At 72.1% G+C, this 17903-nt stretch carries 17 protein-coding genes; 8 read left to right on the top strand and 9 right to left on the bottom strand.

Annotation, left to right across the window (positions count from 1 at the left end; all coding sequences use genetic code 11):
- Positions 1–67: 67 nt before the first annotated feature.
- Positions 68–916, top strand: a complete 849-nt coding sequence (locus MED15_RS32645; protein WP_225855077.1) for a peptidylprolyl isomerase — start codon at positions 68–70, stop codon at positions 914–916.
- 135 nt (positions 917–1051) lie between these two features.
- Here MED15_RS32645 and MED15_RS32640 read toward each other — a convergent pair whose 3' ends face one another.
- A complete protein-coding gene (locus MED15_RS32640; RefSeq protein WP_112587802.1) occupies positions 1052–2089 on the bottom strand; it encodes a LacI family DNA-binding transcriptional regulator in 1038 nt (345 codons plus the stop codon).
- Between the two features lie 239 nt (positions 2090–2328).
- Between MED15_RS32640 and MED15_RS32635 the strand changes: the two genes are divergently transcribed.
- Positions 2329–3171 carry a M15 family metallopeptidase gene (locus tag MED15_RS32635; protein ID WP_244220656.1) on the top strand — a complete coding sequence of 281 codons (843 nt, stop codon included), beginning with the start codon at positions 2329–2331 and terminating at the stop codon, positions 3169–3171.
- A 77-nt stretch (positions 3172–3248) separates the two neighbouring features.
- Positions 3249–3755, top strand: coding sequence for a DinB family protein (locus MED15_RS32630; RefSeq protein ID WP_112737846.1), 507 nt, complete (start codon positions 3249–3251; stop codon positions 3753–3755).
- A gap of 17 nt (positions 3756–3772) precedes the next feature.
- On the opposite strand, the gene MED15_RS32625 is transcribed toward MED15_RS32630, so the two are convergent.
- Positions 3773–4960 carry a spore photoproduct lyase family protein gene (locus MED15_RS32625; protein ID WP_181518546.1) on the bottom strand — a complete coding sequence of 396 codons (1188 nt, stop codon included), beginning with the start codon at positions 4958–4960 and terminating at the stop codon, positions 3773–3775.
- Positions 4961–5118: 158 nt separating this feature from the next.
- Here MED15_RS32625 and MED15_RS32620 point away from each other — a divergent pair, with 158 nt between their 5' ends.
- Both MED15_RS32620 and MED15_RS32615 read left to right on the top strand, forming a co-directional pair.
- Positions 5119–6426: an RICIN domain-containing protein gene (locus MED15_RS32620; protein ID WP_225855079.1), complete on the top strand. Its 1308-nt coding sequence runs from the start codon at positions 5119–5121 to the stop codon at positions 6424–6426.
- 23 nt (positions 6427–6449) lie between these two features.
- On the top strand, positions 6450–6911 hold the full coding sequence (locus MED15_RS32615) for a hypothetical protein (protein WP_112587798.1): 462 nt from the start codon (positions 6450–6452) through the stop codon (positions 6909–6911).
- Here the strand turns inward: MED15_RS32615 and MED15_RS32610 are convergent.
- Complete coding sequence (locus MED15_RS32610; protein WP_112602511.1) at positions 6899–7858, bottom strand: helix-turn-helix transcriptional regulator; 960 nt, start codon at positions 7856–7858, stop codon at positions 6899–6901. The genes MED15_RS32615 and MED15_RS32610 overlap by 13 nt on opposite strands.
- A 182-nt stretch (positions 7859–8040) precedes the next feature.
- Here MED15_RS32610 and MED15_RS32605 point away from each other — a divergent pair, with 182 nt between their 5' ends.
- From MED15_RS32605 to MED15_RS32600, 3 genes are all read left to right on the top strand, one after another.
- Positions 8041–10038 carry an elongation factor G gene (locus MED15_RS32605; protein ID WP_112737844.1) on the top strand — a complete coding sequence of 666 codons (1998 nt, stop codon included), beginning with the start codon at positions 8041–8043 and terminating at the stop codon, positions 10036–10038.
- Between the two features lie 83 nt (positions 10039–10121).
- Positions 10122–10247 carry a hypothetical protein gene (locus tag MED15_RS34605; protein WP_258400474.1) on the top strand — a complete coding sequence of 42 codons (126 nt, stop codon included), beginning with the start codon at positions 10122–10124 and terminating at the stop codon, positions 10245–10247.
- Between the two features lie 128 nt (positions 10248–10375).
- On the top strand, positions 10376–11575 hold the full coding sequence (locus MED15_RS32600; RefSeq protein ID WP_112737842.1) for an RtcB family protein: 1200 nt from the start codon (positions 10376–10378) through the stop codon (positions 11573–11575).
- Between the two features lie 42 nt (positions 11576–11617).
- Here the strand turns inward: MED15_RS32600 and MED15_RS32595 are convergent, their stop codons facing one another.
- The 6 genes from MED15_RS32595 to MED15_RS32570 form a co-directional block, all read right to left on the bottom strand.
- A complete protein-coding gene (locus MED15_RS32595; RefSeq protein ID WP_112676427.1) occupies positions 11618–12409 on the bottom strand; it encodes a maleylpyruvate isomerase family mycothiol-dependent enzyme in 792 nt (263 codons plus the stop codon).
- Between the two features lie 111 nt (positions 12410–12520).
- Entirely contained in the window at positions 12521–14014 is a 1494-nt protein-coding gene (locus tag MED15_RS32590) for an MFS transporter (protein WP_112737840.1), read from the bottom strand.
- Positions 14015–14048: 34 nt separating this feature from the next.
- Positions 14049–14678 (bottom strand): TetR/AcrR family transcriptional regulator, encoded by a 630-nt coding sequence (locus tag MED15_RS32585; protein ID WP_112587786.1) that lies wholly within the window; start codon positions 14676–14678, stop codon positions 14049–14051.
- A 136-nt stretch (positions 14679–14814) separates the two neighbouring features.
- A complete protein-coding gene (locus MED15_RS32580; protein WP_112737838.1) occupies positions 14815–15714 on the bottom strand; it encodes a Gmad2 immunoglobulin-like domain-containing protein in 900 nt (299 codons plus the stop codon).
- Positions 15711–17180, bottom strand: a complete 1470-nt coding sequence (locus tag MED15_RS32575) for a sensor histidine kinase (protein WP_112737836.1) — start codon at positions 17178–17180, stop codon at positions 15711–15713. The genes MED15_RS32580 and MED15_RS32575 overlap by 4 nt, the downstream gene beginning before the upstream one ends.
- Positions 17181–17193: 13 nt before the next feature.
- Entirely contained in the window at positions 17194–17874 is a 681-nt protein-coding gene (locus MED15_RS32570) for a response regulator transcription factor (protein ID WP_112587780.1), read from the bottom strand.
- Positions 17875–17903 lie beyond the last annotated feature (29 nt).

Below are 17903 nucleotides of genomic sequence, written 5' to 3'. Positions count from 1 at the left end.
ATCGACATCGGGCGCTACCCTCCATAGACTCCGGTCTTTCTGGCACCACCAGTCCAGGAGGATCCCTGTGCCGAGTGAACTCGAACCGCGCCCCGCAGTGGCGGCACCCCGCCGGCCGGTGCGCGCCCTGACCCGCCTCGCGGGGGTGACAGCGCTCGCCGGGGCGCTGGTGGTCGGCTCGTCCGCCACCGCGCTCGCCGCCCCGGGCCCGTCAGCCGACACGGTGCGCGTCTCCGCCGCGCCGCCCGCCGCTGCCGACGCCGCCACCCGACCACCGCGCACCACCCACGGTCCGTGCGCGTACACCGAGACCCCGGACGAGCCAGCGGCCCGGCCGGTGCCGCTGCCGCCCGACCCGCGGCGCACCCCGGCCCGGGGCAGCGTCCGGGTGACACTGGCGACCAACCACGGGCCGATCGGGCTGACACTGGACCGGGCCGCCGCGCCGTGCACTGTGCAGAGCTTCCTGCACCTGGTGAACAAGCGGTTCTACGACCGCACCCCGTGCCACCGGCTCACCGCGTACCCGACGCTGAGCGTGCTGCAGTGCGGTGACCCGTCCGGCACCGGTGAGGGCGGCCCGGGCTACCGGTACCGCGACGAGTTGCCGACCGACCTGCCGCCCGCGCCCACCGACCCGACCGGGGAGCGCCGGGTGTACGCCCGGGGTGTGCTGGCCATGGCCAACGCCGGGCCGGACACCAACGGCAGCCAGTTCTTCCTGGTCTACGCCAACTCCGCGCTGCGCCCCAACTACACGATCTTCGGCGAGGTCGACGGGGCCGGCCTGGCCACGCTGGACCGGATCGCCGCCGGGGGAGTGGCACCGACCGCCGAGGACCCGGCACCGGTCGACGGCGCGCCCGCACTGCCGGTGACCATCCGCAAGGCCGTCCGCTGGCACCACCACCACTGACCGTGCGGCGCGGTGGGTGACCGTCGGTCGCTCACCGCGTCCACCGTCGGTGACTCTCGGTCGGGCCCGGCCTCGTCGGAATTTTCGGGAACGGACCGGAACCGGTCCAACCGGTTTCCGACGCAGTTCCGGCCGTCACGCCGAGGCAGGCGACCCGGTCAGCGGGGCGGCGGTGCTGTCCCGAACGACCAATTCGGTGGCGAGTTCCACCCGGGGCGAGTCGATGCCCTCGCCCTGGGCCAGGCGCAGCACGGTCCGGGCGGCCAACCGTCCCATCTCGACCAACGGTTGGCGCACGGTGGTCAGTGGCGGTGAGGCCCAGCGGGCTTCCGGCAGGTCGTCGAACCCCACCACGCTCACGTCGTCCGGCACGCGGAGCCCCCGGCGCCGGATGGCCTCGTAGACGCCGAAGGCCATCTGGTCGCTGGAGGCGAAGATGCCGGTCGGCGGGTCGGCGAGGTCGAGCAGAGCCGTCCCGCCGGAGAACCCGGAGGCGTGGTAGAAGTCGCCCGGGTAGATCAACGCGTCGTCCACCGGCACCCCGGCGGCCTCCAGCCCGGCCCGGTAACCGTCGAGCCGGGCCCGGCTGCACAGCAGGTGCGTCGGCCCGGCCACGAAACCGATGCGCCGGTGCCCGATCGCGAGCAGGTGTTCGGTCGCGGCGAGCCCGCCGGCCCAGTTGGTGGCGCCGATCGTCGGCACGTCCATGGCCGGCACCCCGGCCGGGTCCACGACCACCACCGGCACGTTGAGGCGACGCAGCTGCGCGTGCAGCGGCGGGCTCAGGTGCGAGGTCACGAAAATGACGCCGTCGGTGGCCCGGGTGCGCAGGTTCTGCAACCACTGCCGGGCCGCGGTGGGCTGCCGGTGAATCGCGGAGACCACAGTGCCGACGCCCGCGCCGTGCCCGACATCCTCCACACCCCGGATGATCTCCACGGCCCACGGGCTGTCCAGGTCGTTGAAGACCAGGTCGACGAGACCGGCACGGCGAACGCTGCGGCTGGTGCGACGCCGGTAGCCGTGGTGGCGCAACAACTCCTCGACCCGCTCCCGGGTGTCCGGGGCCACATCGGAGCGCCCGTTGAGCACCCGTGACACGGTCGGCACCGACACCCCGGCCTCCCGTGCGATCGCGGTGATGGTCACCCTGCGTCCGTCGTCCGCGCCCACCCGCGTCTCCTTCACCGAGCCGGAAGAACGACCGTCAGGCGTCGCCCACCGTGTGTCCCGAAACGGCGTGCCCGTTCCACGCGCCATCTTGCCTCACCGATGGGGGTTGACGACATGCCAGGTCGTTCGAAGGTTCGCTTGAGTTGCGGAAAAGTTCCGGAGTTTTTCCGGTTACTTTCGGTCTGCGGACCACATCGATCCTGGGATGGTTACCCCAACCGGGCTGATAGACAGGACTCGTGCGCTACCGCCTGGCCGTCGTGCTCGCGCTCGCCGCGCTGCTCGGCGGCTGCTCGCGGCCGGAGCCCCGCCCCCCGCCGGCCACGCCGCAGCCGACGTCGGCGAGCCCCACACCCGCGCCGACCCCGTCCACCTCAGTGGCAGCCCCCCTGCCGGGGTTCGTGGTGCTGACCGACCTCGACCCGCGCATCCACGCCGACATCCGGTACGCCACACCGCACAACTTCGTCGGCCGACCGATCACCGGCTACCGCGAGCCGCTGTGCCTGCTCGCCCGGCAGGCGGCCGAGGCGTTGCGCCGCGTACAGGACGCCGCGCTGGCCGGTGGGCACAGTCTCAAGGTGTACGACTGCTACCGCCCGCAGCCGGCGGTGGACGACTTCGTCGCCTGGTCGAAGCACCCCGGTGAGCAGCAGACCAAGGCCGAGTTCTACCCGGACCTGGCCAAGAACCGGCTCTTCGCCGACGGTTACATCGGCGCGCCCACCGCGCACAGCCGCGGCAGCACAGTGGACCTGACACTGGTCGACGAGCCCGCCGCCAGCCAACCTCCCTACCGGGTCGGGCAACCGCTGGTCGCCTGCACCGCGCCGCGCGGGCAACGCTTCCCGGACAACAGCATCGACATGGGTACGGGCTTCGACTGTTTCGACTCGCGGGCGCACACCGCCGACCCCCGCATCACCGGGACGGCGCGGGACAACCGTCGGTTGTTGCAGCGTCTGATGACCGACGCCGGGTTCGTCAACTACGACCGCGAGTGGTGGCACTACAGCCTGCGCGGCGAGCCGTACCCGGACACCTTCTTCGCCGCGCCCGTCGCCCGCTCGTCGGTCGGCTGACCGTCAGGTCCAGCCCCGCGGCCCTGACCCGCGTCCCGGCACCGCGGCCGCCCGTGCCATCCGGCATGATCGTTTCAATGACCACTGAACGGATCGGCCCCCCGGTTACCGGCGACGAGCGGGAGACGCTGCGCGCGTTCCTCGACTTCCACCGCGCCACGCTGGCCCTCAAGTGCGCGGGTTTGTCCGACGAGGACCTGCGTCGGCAGTCGATGCCGCCCTCCGCGCTGTCCCTGCTCGGCCTGGTGCGACACCTGGCCGAGGTGGAGCGCGCCTGGTTCCGGCGGGTCATCGACGGCGAGGACATCGGGTTGGTCTGGTCGGAGACCGGCGACTTCCAGCAGGCGTACGACGCCACCTCGGCCACCCGGGCAGAGGCGTTCGACGCCTGGGAGCGTGAGGTCGCGCATGCCCGCCGGATCGAGCGGGCGGCCGAGTCGCTCGACGTGACCGGCCTCAACGCCCGCTCCGGAGAGACCGTGTCACTGCGGCTGGTGATGCTGCACCTGATTCACGAGTACGCCCGGCACAACGGCCACGCCGATCTTCTCCGTGAGGGCGTCGACGGCACCGTCGGCGTCTAGCCCGCGAAAGGGACGCGTCAGGTCCAGTAGAGGATTCGGCAGGCGGGCACGCGGGCGGTGAGTTCGGCGGTGAACCAGTCGCGCAGCTCGGCCATCTGCTCACGAGGGTAGACGTACTTCACCGCGCCGAACTTGCCGTGCTTGCGGGTGCGGGACTCCTCGTCCATCTCCAGCCGGGTGCGCGGGTACCAGCCGAGCAGCACCTCCTTGCTGCCCGGCGTGAACCGGTGGGTGATCAGCTCGGCGGTCAGGTCGAGGTCCGGCACCCCGTCGACCGCCGCGCGGACCTCGTCGAGCAGTTCGCCGTAGCGCTCCCGCCAGTCCGGCAGCGCGATGATCGGCGCGATGGTCAGCCCGACCGGGTAGCCGTCGAGGGCGAGCCGGCGCAGCGCGGCCAGCCGGTCCGGCACCCGGGCGGTGCCACCCTCGAACCGAACGCTTACCGGGGCGCAGTTGACGCTGAAGCGGACCCGGGTCCGGCCGGCGTGCGGCAGCCCCACGAAGGTGTCCACGTCGGCGTACTTGGTGGTCCAGCGCAGTTGCACGGGGGCGTCCCAGTCGGCGAAGTGCTGCACCGCGCGCCGCCAACTGCCGGTCAGGTGCTCCAGGGCGAGCGGGTCGGTGTAACAGGACGCCTCGAAGGTGGTGCCCTCGTCGGCGCGTCGCGCGTTGCGGCTGGTCACCGTGCCGCGCCCGGCGTACGCGGCCAGCCCGGCGAGGATGTCGTCGAGGTCCGCGTACACCCGGGTCACCGGTGGGCCGGACAGGGATCCGGCGAGGTAGCAGTACTGGCAGTGTGCAGGGCAGCCCTCGGCCAGGTCGACCCGCCAGTCCGCGCTGGGCGCGATGGGTTGCAGGACGCGCCGCGAGGGTGGGCTCACCACGATCGCCATTGTCGACTTGGCCCGGGCGTAGGTCTCCCGGTCGGTCTGCCCGCGTACCCCGGTGAGCCGGTTGGCGCGCAGGTGTTCCACCTCGATGCCGAGCGCCCGCACCCGCTCGACGATCTGTTGGCCGTGCGGGTGGTCGAGCGCGGCGGGGGTGGCCACCACCCTGCTCGGGGTCCAGCGGCGCGCCGGCCGGGCCGGCGGCGCGAGGTCGGCCAGGTCGCGGGTCGGCACCCGTTCTCCGCTGGCGTCGTGCGGCGCGGCGGGTACGTCCACGGCGAGCGGCTGGTCGACGTCGACGGCGTCCGGGCTGGTCATCCGGCCGGGGTACCCGTTGCCGTAGGAATCCCACCCGATCGGCCGCCCCACGATTGACGCCGCCCAACCGGAGCGCATAACCTTCCATCTATCTGTAAACCTTGTGAACAGATGCACATCGACGCGGCGGCGCGCGTCCCGACCGAAGGGACGATCAGGTGATCGCAGAACTCTCCTCCCGTACCAGACGGATCCTGTCGGCATTCGTCGCCCTGGTCGTCGCGTTGACCGCCGGTCTCGCGGTCAACGCCTCGCGCAGTGCGCAGGCCGCGCCGACGTTCAAGGTGCTGGCCTTCTACAACGGCACCTGGGACGCCGCGCACATCGACTTCGTCAAGGACGCCCGGGCCTGGTTCCCGCAGGCCGCCGCCCAGCACGGTTTCTCCTGGGAGGCCACAAACAACTGGGGCCTGCTGAACACCGCCAACCTGGCCCAGTACAAGGTCGTCATGTTCCTGGACGACGCGCCGCCCACCGCGCAGCGGGCCGCGTTCCAGCAGTACATGCAGAACGGCGGGGCGTGGCTGGGCTTCCACGTCAGCGCGTGGACCGACAACCCGTCGAGCTGGAGCTGGTACTACAACACCTTCCTCGGCACCGGCTCGTTCCAGACGAACACCTGGGGACCCACCCGGGTCACGATGCGCGCCGACAACCGCACCCACGCCGCCACCCGGAACCTCCCGGCGACGTTCCCGTCGTCGATCAGCGAGTGGTACTCCTGGAGCAACGACCTGCGGCAGAACCCCAACATCGACATCCTCGCCTCGGTCGACCCGTCCAGCTTCCCGGTCGGCACGGACCCCAACCAGTCCTGGTACGGCGGCTACTACCCGCTGGTCTGGAGCAACCGGCAGTACAAGATGCTCTACGCCAACTTCGGCCACAACGCGATGAACTACAGCACCAACACCGGGCTGTCCTCCACCTTCGACAGCGCGCAACAGAACCAGCTGCTGATCGACGGGCTGCACTGGCTGGCGGGCGTCGGCACCGTCCCACCGACCACGCCCCCGCCGTCCGACGGCATCTCGCCGACCGCCTGGCACACAGTGGTCAACCGGGGCAGCGGCAAGTGCGTGGACGCCCGGGCCGCGGCCAGCGCGAACGGCACCGCCATCCAGCAGTACGCGTGCAACAGCAGCACCGCGCAGCAGTACCAGTTCGCGCCGACCAGCGGCGGGTACCTGCGGGTCAACAACCGCAACAACAGCGCCCAGGTGCTCGACGTGACGAACCGGTCGACCGCCGACTCGGCGCCGATCCAGCTCTGGTCCTACAGCGGCGGAAACAACCAGCAGTGGCGGGCCGAGCCCGAGGGCGGCGGCTACTACCGCCTGGTCAACCGGTCCAGCGGAAAGTGTCTCGACGTGCCGGGAGCGTCCACGGCGGACAGCGTCCAGCTCGTCCAGTACACCTGCAACGGCACCGCGGCGCAGTCCTTCCGGCTGGTGCCGCAGTCCTAGATCCGTCCCGGTAGCCTCCCGCCATGGCGATTCCCGACCGCGTGCCGATCGCGTACGAGCCCGACTACCACACTCGCAACATCGGCCGGTACGACAAGGGTCAGTTCTTCGGCTCCGTCACCGCCACGCTGGAGGATGGTGCCGGAGCCGAAGACGACTGGTATCGCCACAAGCGCTGGTACGCGGTGCTGCACCGGTTCGACGCCGACGGCGTGCACACCGACTCGGACATCTGGTTCGCCGGCACCAGCGAAGACGAGGAAGCCTCGGTCGATCGGGCCGAGGCTCGCCTCGTCGAATGGCTCGACGCGCTGCCCGGCCGGGTCTTCGGCGACATCTCGATCGGGCTGTTCCACGTCGAGGTCGACGGGCACGTCTTCGGGCTGGTAGACGGTTCAGCGGACTACGACGGCGAGGACCACGCCGAGTTCGTTCCGGACGAACTGGGCTTCGATCCGCCCTGGGACGGCCTCTACGACACCTGAGCGGCGCGAGCGAACCGGGCGGCGACGTCCCGGATGACGGCGCGCAGCTCCGGTGGGTCGAGCACGTCGAAATCGACAGCCAGGGTGCCGAGGAAGGCGGCGAGATTGCCCAGCGACTCGCCGCCCGTGTGCAGGAGGCAGGCCCGCTCGTCGATCGCCTCCAGCAGGCCCGCCGTGGTGGGGATCCGCTGCGCCATGGTCTCGGCCGAGGCGTGCAGGCGTACCCGGGCGGGGTGTGGCCAGGCCGCGGAGCCGACGCCGCGCAGCACGTGCGCGACCGCGTCGCCACCTGGCGGCTCCCGCGGGGCGAAGCGTGGGCCGGTCGGCACCCGGGGTTGGATCCGGTCGGCGCGGAACGTCCGCCAGTCGGCCCGGTCGGTGTCCCACCCCAGCAGGTACCACCGCCGCCCGGTGTAGACCAGACGGTACGGCTCGACGTCGCGCACGCTGACCGTGCCGTCATGGCCGGCGTAGTCGAACCGCAGCCGCTCCCGGCGGTGCGCGGCCGTGGAGACGGCGGTGAGCGTGTCGGCGTCCACTGTCGGGCCACCGCCGGCGGCGGAGACCGTCGCCGAGCGCAGGGCGTCCACCCGGTGCCGCAGCCGTGACGGCAGCGACTGCTCCAGCTTGGCCAACGCCCGCAGCGAGGTCTCCTCGATGCCGGTCACCGAGCCGCCCGCCGCGGCCCGCAGCCCGACGGCCACCGCCACGGCCTCGTCGTCGTCGAGCAGCAGCGGTGGCAGCGCCGACCCGGCACCGAGCCGGTAGCCGCCGGCGACCCCTGGGTGTGACTCGATCTGGTAGCCCAGCACCCGCAGCCGCTCCACATCCGTGCGTACCGTGCGGGTGGTGACCGCGAGCCGTTCGGCCAGCTCCGCGCCGGACCACTCCCGGCGCACCTGCAGGAGAGTCAGCAACCGCAGCAGCCGCACCGAGGTCTCCACCATCCCGGTAAGTCTGCCAGCGACCACCGATGGGGTCTGGGAGCGCCGGTTATTCGGTTGCCCGACCCGACGACGGCCTGCTGAACTACCCGAAACCGCCACCAACCTCCAGGGAGCAACAATGCGCGCTGCGTCGATGTCCGACCAGAAGGGATCTGTCGCCTACCTGAAGGACCTGACGCTGCGTGAAAACCCTGAACCTCGGCATTTTGGCTCACGTCGATGCCGGTAAGACCAGCCTGACCGAGCGGCTGTTGCACGACGTTGGTGTGACCGACCAGCTCGGCCGGGTCGACGCGGGCAGCACCCAGACCGACACCCTGGCACTGGAACGGCAACGCGGGATCACCATCCGCTCGGCTGTCGTCTCCTTCGTGCTGGACGACGTGACCGTCAACCTGATCGACACGCCCGGTCACCCGGACTTCATCGCCGAGGTCGAGCGGGTGCTCGGTGTGCTCGACGGCGCGGTGCTGGTGGTCTCCGCTGTGGAGGGGGTGCAGCCGCAGACCCGGGTGCTGATGCGGACTCTGTGCCGGCTGCGCATCCCGACGCTGATCTTCATCAACAAGGTCGACCGGGCCGGAGCGGACCCCGAGAGGGTCTTCCAGGCGGTCGCGGAGAAGCTCACGCCGACCGTCGTGGCGATGGGCGCGGTGGCGATGCCGGGGACCCGTGGCGCCCACTGCACGACGTACGGCCCCACCGACCTCGCCTTCACCGACCGGCTGCTCGACCTGCTCACCGGCCAGGACGACGTGCTGCTCGCCGACTGGGTGGCGGACACGTCCTCGCTGCCGTACTCACGGCTACGCGCTGCGTTGGCGACGCGGACCGGCCGCGCGCTGGTGCAGCCCGTCTACGCCGGCTCGGCGATCACAGGTGCCGGGGTGGACGCGCTGATCGCCGGGATCACCGAGCTGCTGCCCACCGTCCAGGGTGACGCCGACGCCCCGGTCTCCGGCACCGTGTTCGCCATCGAACGGGGTCCAGCCGGAGAGAAGATCGCCCTGGTCCGGCTCTTCGCCGGCACGATCCGGATTCGCGACCGGGTCCGCGTCGGCGCGGTCGACGCGGAGCTGGTCACTGCCGTGCGAGTCGTCGCCCATGGGGCCGACGTGATGGCGTCGGCGGTCGAAGCCGGCCACATCGCCCGGTTGTGGGGCCTCAAGCACGCTCGGATCGGCGACCCGGTGGGCGTACCACCCGAACGTGCCGGCACTGACCGCCACTTCGCGCCACCCACCCTGGAGACCGTGGTGGTGCCGACGCGCCCCGCCGACCGGGTCGCGCTGCACGCCGCGCTGATCCAGCTCGCTGAGCAGGACCCGCTCATCAACCTGCGGCAGGACGACCGGCAGCACGAGATCACCGTGTCGCTCTACGGCGAGGTGCAGAAGGAGGTCATCCAGGCCACCCTTGTCGACGACTTCGGCGTGGGGGTGACGTTCCGGGAGACCAGCACGGTGCACGTGGAGCGGGTGTGCGGCGTCGGTGAGGCGGTCGAGGTGATCGCGGTGGCGCCCAACCCGTTCCTGGCCACCGTCGGGCTGCGGATCGCGCCGGCGCCGACCGGTGCCGGCGTGACCTTTCGGCTCGGCGTCGAGCTGGGTTCGATGCCACCGGCCTTCTTCACCGCCGTGGAGGAGACCGTGCGCCGAACCCTGCGCCAGGGCCTTCACGGGTGGCAGGTCCCCGACTGCGAGGTGACGATGACCCACGCCGGTTACTGGGCACGGCAGAGCCATTCCCACGGCACCTTCGACAAGAGCATGTCCAGCACGGCGGGGGACTTCCGCAATCTCACCCCGTTGGTGCTGATGGCCGCACTCGCCCGTGCCGGCACCCGGGTCCACGAGCCGGTACACCGCTTCCGGCTGGAGGTGCCGGGTGACGTCCTCGGCACGCTGCTGCCCGCGCTCACCCGGCTGGACGCGGTGCCGACCGACACCACCGGGCAGGGCGCGTCCTACCTGGTGCAGGGTGAGATCCCGGCCGGTCTGGTGCACGCGCTGGAGCGTCGCCTGCCTGCGCTGACCCGAGGGGAGAGTGTGCTGGAGACCGAGTTCGACTGCTACCGGCCGGTGCGTGGCCCCGCTCCCGTGCGGACCCGCTGGGACAACAATCCGCTGGATCGCAAGGAGTATCTGCTGGCGGTCGCGCGCCGGGTCGGCGGCCGGTAGCGGCGATATCCATTGCGGACGCCCCGCAGCCCTCCTACTGTCGTCGGTGCACCGTCAACCGAGCAACCCGGAGGGAGTACGCCATGTCGCGACGCGTCCGCACCGACGCCCGCTGGTGCCTGCTCCCTGCCAACACCCCTTTGCAGCTCACCGCCAATACCCGTGCCTACTGCCCATCGCGGCGCAACGAGCCGGGGTGGCGCGACTGACGCCGACGCTGACGCGTCCGCCGGCCGCCCATCCCACCGGGATCGGGCGGCCCTTTCGTATCCGCGCACCGCCGCTGGCGACCAAAATCTGATCATTACCGGTCACGGCACGACTGAAGGAGTCCACCATGGGATTCACCCCTCTCGCCGGTACCCGGGCACCGGTCCGGGTCTGGACCGACCCGTACGCCATCGAGCCGCAGGCCGCCAAGCAGCTGCGCAACATCGGTGCGCTGCCCTGGGTGCAGGGTGTCGCCGTGATGCCCGACGTGCACTTCGGCAAGGGCGCCACGGTCGGCTCGGTGATCGCGATGCGGCAGGCCGTCTCGCCGGCCGCGGTCGGCGTCGACATCGGCTGCGGGATGTCGGCGGTCCGTACCTCGCTGACCGCCGCCGACCTGCCGGACGACCTGGCCGGGCTGCGCTCCGCGATCGAGGCCACCATCCCGGTCGGCTTTGCCCAGCGCAAGGACTCGGTCGACACGCGTCGGATCCGGGGCCTGGAGCAGGCCGGCTGGGACGACTTCTGGGGCCGGTTCGCCAGCCTGGACCGGCGGGTGGCGCAGCTGGAGACGCGGGCGCAGCGGCAGATCGGCACCCTCGGCGGGGGCAACCACTTCATCGAGGTCTGCCTGGAGCAGGGCGGCGCCGACGAGGGGCGGGTCTGGCTGATGCTGCACTCCGGGTCCCGCAACATCGGCAAGGAGCTGGCCGAGCGGCACATCGGGGTGGCCCGGGGGCTGCCGCACAACGCTGACCTTCCGGACCGGGACCTGGCCGTGTTCCTCGCCGGGACGCCGGAGATGGACGCGTACCGGCGGGATCTCTGGTGGGCGCAGGAGTACGCGCGGCGCAACCGGGCGGTCATGCTGGCCCTGCTCTGCGGTGTGGTGCGCAAGCACTTCCCGCAGGTCGGCTACGACGAGCCGATCAGCTGCCACCACAACTACGTCTCCGAGGAGAGCTACGACGGGGTGGACGTGCTGGTGACCCGCAAGGGCGCCATCCGGGCCGGCCGGGGTGACCTGGGCATCATCCCCGGGTCGATGGGCACCGGGTCGTACATCGTGCGGGGGCGGGGAAACACTGACGCGTACTGCTCGGCGTCGCACGGGGCGGGGCGTCGGATGTCCCGGGGGCAGGCCAAGCGGACGTTCAGCACGGAGGACCTGGCCGCGCAGACCGCCGGGGTGGAGTGCCGCAAGGACGCCGGGGTGGTCGACGAGATCCCCGGCGCGTACAAGGACATCACCGAGGTGATGGCCCAGCAGGAGGACCTGGTCGAGGTGGTCGCGCACCTCAAGCAGGTGGTCTGCGTGAAGGGCTGACGCGCCGTGCGGGCCGGGGAGACCGGCCCGCACGGCCGCTGGTCAGAAGCCGACGAAGACTCGGCGCAGGTCGTCGAGGGTCACCGAGCCGGTCACCTGCACCCCGTCGGGGGTGTGCTGGGGGCCCAGCCGTCCGGTGGCCAGCCGCAGCCACGCCTCGGCCGGGGCCACCAGCTCCCCGTCGGGGCGCTCCGGCGCGTCGACGATCTCGACCTTCTCGCCCAGCCGCAGCCCGAACGTCCGCTCGGGCGCGTGCAGCCGGACCAGCACTGTGGCCTCCCGGCCGGCCAGTTCCTGGGGTCGGCTGGTCCAGGCCAGCATGCCGCCGATCTGGTCGAGCAGCAGCGCCACCGCACCCGGCGTCACCGCCGCGAAACTGTTGAACGCCACCTCGGCGTCCCACTGGTGCAGGGCGAACTCGCTGAGCCGGAACCGGGCCGCGGTGGCCACGTCGACGGGCTCCGGCAGGAAGCCGAGGTCGATCCGCATCGAGGCCCGGGTCTCGGCGTCCAGCGCCTCGTACGCCTCGACCAGCCGTTCGTTGGTGGCGAGGAACCCGGCGGCGTGCTCGGCCGGGGACATCGCGTCCCAGCGTGCCCACACGCCCCGGTTGAAGTCCCCGTCCGGGCCGGGCGCGCCGGAACGGGCGGCGTCCAGCGTCGCCAGGTTGATCTCGGCGCCGCTGCCCAGGTGGCTCAGCACCTGGGAGACCTGCCACTCGCTGGCCCCCGACGGCCGGAGCAGGTCGTCCTCCTTGAGGTCCCGTACGAGCGCGGCGAGCTCCTCGTGGCCCGCGCGCAGAGCTGTGATGATCTGGTCAGCAGGGGTCGACATGGATCTCCTCAAACGAGATTTTCGACGATGATCGGGACGCTACCGGACGTGGCCGCCGGCCGGCCCGCCCCGGGGTAGGGGCGCTCCGGACGGCGGCCACGGTGGTCAGGCTCAACCCATGTGCACGGTGTTGCCGGTCGGGATGTCCTCCTTGCGGACCTTCACCAGGACCAGGGTGGCCAGTCCGGCGAGCACGATCAGCGCCGCGCCCCAGGCGAAGGCCACCCGGTAGCCGTGCACCAGCGCCTCGACCTGGTTGACCGGGTTCGGCGCCCGTCCGACCAGATAGGCGGCGACCGCGCTGGTGTAGAAGGTGTTCAGCAGCGCGGTGCCGAGCGAGCCACCGATCTGCTGGGTGGCGTTGAGCGTCGCGCTGGCCGCGCCGGCGTCGTGCTCCGGCACCCCGACCAGGGCGAGGCTGGACAGCGGGACGAAGGTGAAGCCCAGCCCCAGGCCCAGGACGACCTGCGCGGGCAGCAGGTGGGTGAGGAACGAGGTGTTCACGTCGATCTGGGTGAGCACCAGCATGCCCAGGGCGGCGAGCGCCGAACCGGCGACCATCAGCGGCTTGGCACCCAGCCGAGGCATCAGCTGGCTGGCGCCACCCGCGGCGATCAGCACACCGGCGGTGACCGGCAGGGACGCGAGACCGGCTTCGAGGGGCTTGTACTGCAACACCACCTGGAAGTAGAAGGTCAGGAAGAGGAACGCCCCGAACAGGCCGGCGCCGATCAGCGTCGAGGTGAGGAACGCCCCGCCCCGGTTGCGGTCCAGCAGGATCCGCAGCGGCAGCAGCGGGTGGCTGGAGCGCAGCTCGATCACCACGAAGACGGCGAGCAGCACCACGCCCGCGGCGATGAAACCGAGCGTCGCGGTGGCGTCCCAGCCGTCCTCGGCCGCCTTGGTGAAGCCGTAGACCAGGGAGACCAGGCCGGCGGTCACCACGATCGCACCGGGCACGTCGTAGCGGGTGTTGCCGTGGGCCCGGCTCTCCGGCACCAGCGGCAGCGCGAAGGCGATGGCGATGGCGGCGACCGGGATGTTGACCAGCAGGCACCAGCGCCAGTCGGCGTACTCGGTGAGCACCCCGCCGAGCAGCAGTCCGACCGCCGACCCACCGCCGGCGATCGCGCCGTACACCGCGAAGGCCTTGGCCCGCTCGGTGGCCTCGGTGAACAGGACGGTGAGCAGCGCCAGCGCGGCCGGGGCGAGCAGCGCGCCGAAGGCGCCCTGCAACGCGCGGGCGGCGAAGAGCATCTCACCGGTGGTGGCCAGACCGCCCAGGGCGGAGGCGAGCGCGAAACCGGTCATGCCGACCAGGAAGGTGCGCTTGCGCCCCCAGTAGTCGGCGATGCGACCGCCGAGCAGCAGCAGACCACCGAAGGCCAGCGTGTAGGCGGTGATCACCCACTGCCGGTTCGCGTCGGTGATCCCCAGGTCGGCCTGGGCCTGCGGCAGCGCGATGTTCACGATCGTGGCGTCCAGGACGACCATCAGCTGTGAGACCGCGATGACCGCCAGCGCGATCCAGCGCCGCGGGTGCGGTGCGCCTGTCGACGCCCCGGCGTTGGGCGCGCCGGGCGCGGTCGAGGTGGTTCCGGGCATGGTGAAGCCTTCCGTGTTGCGAATATTCGGTGAATCAGGCCGGCGACGGACGGTCGTGCTGATAGCGGAGTACCGGAATCAGCACCTGGTCGACGACCTGGGTGAGGAACGCGTCATCGGCGGGTAGGCCGTGCGCGACGATGCGGGACATGGTGAGCGCGGGCGCCAGATCATGGAACAGCTCCCGCTCGCCGGCCTCCGGCGGGATCTCCCCGCGGGCGGCGGCCCGGACCAGGATGGCGGTGCTGGCCACCCGCCCGGCCGGCAGCACCTGGTGACGCACCAGCCGTTCCAGCTCGGGGTTGGTCCGCATGGCGAAGGTCAACGCCTGCATGAGGTCGCAGTCGGCCGTGCAGATCGCGGCCGTGGCCCGCAGCAACTCGATCAGGTCGCCGCGGAGGGAGCCGGTGTCCGGCGGGTTGTGCACACCCACCTGCCGGTCGCGCAGGGCGGCGACGACCAGCTCGGCCTTGCCGTCCCAACGTCGGTAGATGGTGGCCTTGCTGACGTGGGCGCGAGCGGCGACGGCGTCGATCGTCATCCGGTCGAAGCCGACCTCGCGCAGGGTGTCGATGACGACGGTGAACAGGTCGCTGTCGGTGCAGCGCGGAGCCCGGGCTGCCGGCACCCCGGCACCCGCGCCCACCTGCTGACCACCCAGCATCCCGACCCCCCGCGAAACGATGTCGTACTGACCCTAGTTCGCGGTTGGCTGATCGTGCAGGCTTTCGTGAGTTGCCTCGCACCCAGCCGACGAAACGATTGCGTTTCCAGCGGGAGTCCGGCGGATGAACGGGTGGTCAGCCGCCGGGGGCGAGGACCACCGGCACGGCCATCGTGTTGATCCGCGCGCCGTTCTCGGCGGACACCTCGTACACCTCGACCGTGCCCTTCTGCTCGCGGACCGGGCGCCAGCCGACCACGACCCGGTAGCCGCCCCGGCAGCCGCTGCCGCAACTGGCGGTGCCGAAACCGGTGGCCACCTCCCGGCCGGCGGCGTCCAGCACCCGGACACTCACCGTGGCCTCGAACACGGTGGCGGTGCCGGTGACGACGAGCGGGGCGGAGACGCGCTCGCCGGGGATCGGGCCGGTGACCACGATCGGTGGCAGCAGGTCCGCGTAGTCCGCCCGGTCGACCGGGGCCGCGCCGTCGAGGCGGACCTGACGCACGCTGGGAAACTGGGTGAGCGTCCACACCACCTGCGCCTCGCGCAGCCGACGGGTGGCCGGGTCGCCGACGGACGGCACCCGCAGCGTCGCCACGCCGTCGGCGATGCGGGTGACCTCGATGCCGGCCGGAAGCAGGGTGGTCATTCCGGTGGCGGCCTCGGCCGGGCTCGGCCCGGTGGCCAGTTCGGTCAGCGCCAGCCGGGACGTCGCGAGCGTGGCCGGCCGGGTGCGCCGGGTCGGCACGAGCATCCCGGCGCGGACGTACCACAGCTCGATGGTCACCGGCCCCGCCCGGCGCGTACCGGTGGACGCCGGTGTCGACGGAGCCGGCGGCCGATTCGTGGGTGGTGGCGTCGGTGCCGCGGCCCGGGTCGGGGTGGGTTCCGGGCGGTCGGTGGGTGCGACGCTCGGCGGCGGCGCGGTGGGCGCCGGGCCCAGGTCACCGGAGCGGGGAGTGCCGCAGCCGCCGAGCAGGAGCGCCGCGACCAGCGCCGACGCGCCCAACCCGACCGTGCCGCGGCCGGTCATCCCACACCGCCCGGCGTGCCGGCGGTACGCCCAACCGGACCCGGCTGGGCGCGGTCGTCCGGGTGCGGCACGTCACCGTGCGGGCCGGCGGGACCGTCAGCGGGCAGCTCCAGCCGGAACCGCGTGCCCTCGCCCGGTTCGCTGCGCACGCTCAGCGCGCCGCCGAGCAGCTCGGCGTGCTCCCGGGCGATGGCCAGCCCGAGCCCACTGCCCGGCCCGGAGCGGGACGGATCGACCTGGTGGAACCGGTCGAACACGCGGGGCAGATGTTCGGCCGGGATGCCCGGCCCCTCGTCGGTGACCTCGAAGACGACCAGCGGGCCCGCGCCCGCCACGCTGGCCGTGATCTCGCCACCCCCGTGCTCGACCGCGTTCGCGACCAGGTTGGCCAGCACGCGCTCCAGCCGACGCCTGTCGGTGCGCGCCACGACCGGCTCGCCGCTGACCCGCACCCGCGGCGACCAGCCGCGCGCCGCGACGATGCCGTGCAACAGCGCCAACGCGTCGACCGGCCCGATGGCCAACTGCTCCCGCCCGGCGTCCAGCCGGGAGATCTCCATCAGATCCTCGACCAACCGGCGCAACCGGACCACGTCGCCGACCAGCAGCCGGGCCGCCGGCCGGGCGTCGTCGGGCAGCTGGTCGAGGTGCTCGCGCAGCAGCGACGCCGCGGCCACCAACGCGGTCACCGGGGTACGCAGCTCGTGCGCGACGTCGGCGGTGAACCGCCGCTCGCGGGCCTGCGCGGCCGACAGCGCCGCGATCTTCGACTCCAGGGCCTCGGCCATCTCGTTGAACGTCGCCGCCCAGACGCTGAACTCGTCGCGCCCGCGTACCGGCAGGCGGGTGGCGAGCAGGCCCTCGGTCAGTGCCCGGGCGGCCCGGCTGGCCCGGCCCACCGGCTCCAACGTGCGGCGGGCCAACGCGTGACCCACTGCGGCGGCGAGCAACACCACGAGCACCCAGCCGGCCACCAGCGCTGTGCGTAGCTGACCCAGGTCGGTGGCGACGTCGTCCTCCACGGTGAGGACGTACAGCTCGGCGGTCGAGCCGGGAATCCGCCCACCGATCACCAGCAGCCGAGGACGCTCCTCCGGCGCGGAGCGCTGATAGCCGAGCCGCCCGTCCGCGACGACGGCCCGCAACCGGGTCCCCAGCACCGGGGCGTACGCGGGGTGCGAGGCGTGGGTCGGGCCGTCGACGAGCAGCACGTGCCGACCGCTGGCCTCGAAGCTGGTGAGCAGTTCGGTGCCGCGCTGCTCGGTCAGCGGCAGGAACTGCCCAGCGAGAACGAGTTGGTAGCGGGCGTCGGCGGCGGCCTCGTGCAGCGACGCGTCCAACCAGGACTGCCGCAGCAGCAGCCCGGTCCCGCCGGCGAGCAGCCCGGCCGAGACGCCGGCGACCAGGACGAACGCGATCGTCAGCCGGCGCCGCAGGCGTCCGGGGAACACCGCGCGTCCGGCCATCGCCGCCCCCCCGTCAGCCCGTCGACAGTTTGTAGCCCGCGCCGCGAACGGTCCGGATCAGCCGTGGCTGCGCCGGGTCGTCCTCGACCTTCGCGCGTAACCGCTGCACCGCCACGTCGACCAGTCGGGAGTCGCCGAGGAAGTCGTGGTTCCAGACCAGGTCCAGCAGCAGCTCCCGGGTGAAGACCTGACCGGGCCGGCGGGCCAGCTCCAGTAACAGGCGGAACTCGGTGGCGGTGAGCGCCACCTCTCGGCCGTGCCGGCGGACCACGAAGCCGCCCGGGTCGATCTCCAGGCCGCCGACCTCGATGACGGTCGAGGGGGTTGGCACGCTCACCCGGCGCAGCACCGAGCGAACCCGGGCCACCAGCTCGGGCAGGTCGAAGGGCTTGCGCAGATAGTCGTCCGCGCCGCACTCCAGCCCGACCACCACGTCGATGGTGTCGGTGCGCGCGGTCAGCATCAGGATCGGTACCTGGCTGGTCCGCCGGATCTCCCGGCAGACCTCCAGACCATCCAGGCCCGGCAGCATGATGTCGAGCACGATGAGGTCGACCGGGTGGGCGCGGAACGCGGCCAGGGCCTGCCGTCCGTCGACTGCGGTGTCGACACGGAAACCGGCGCGGCGCAGACCGAGGGCGGTGACCTCCCGGATCGAGAAGTCGTCCTCGACCACCAGCACGCGGCCCTCCATCACCCGAGGGTAGACCCGGCGCCACAGTG

The sequence above is a fragment of the Micromonospora noduli genome (assembly GCF_003264475.1).
Taxonomy (GTDB): domain Bacteria; phylum Actinomycetota; class Actinomycetes; order Mycobacteriales; family Micromonosporaceae; genus Micromonospora; species Micromonospora noduli.
The sequence above is the reverse complement of the archived record's forward strand: the minus strand, read 5'-3'. Positions and strand labels throughout refer to the sequence as shown.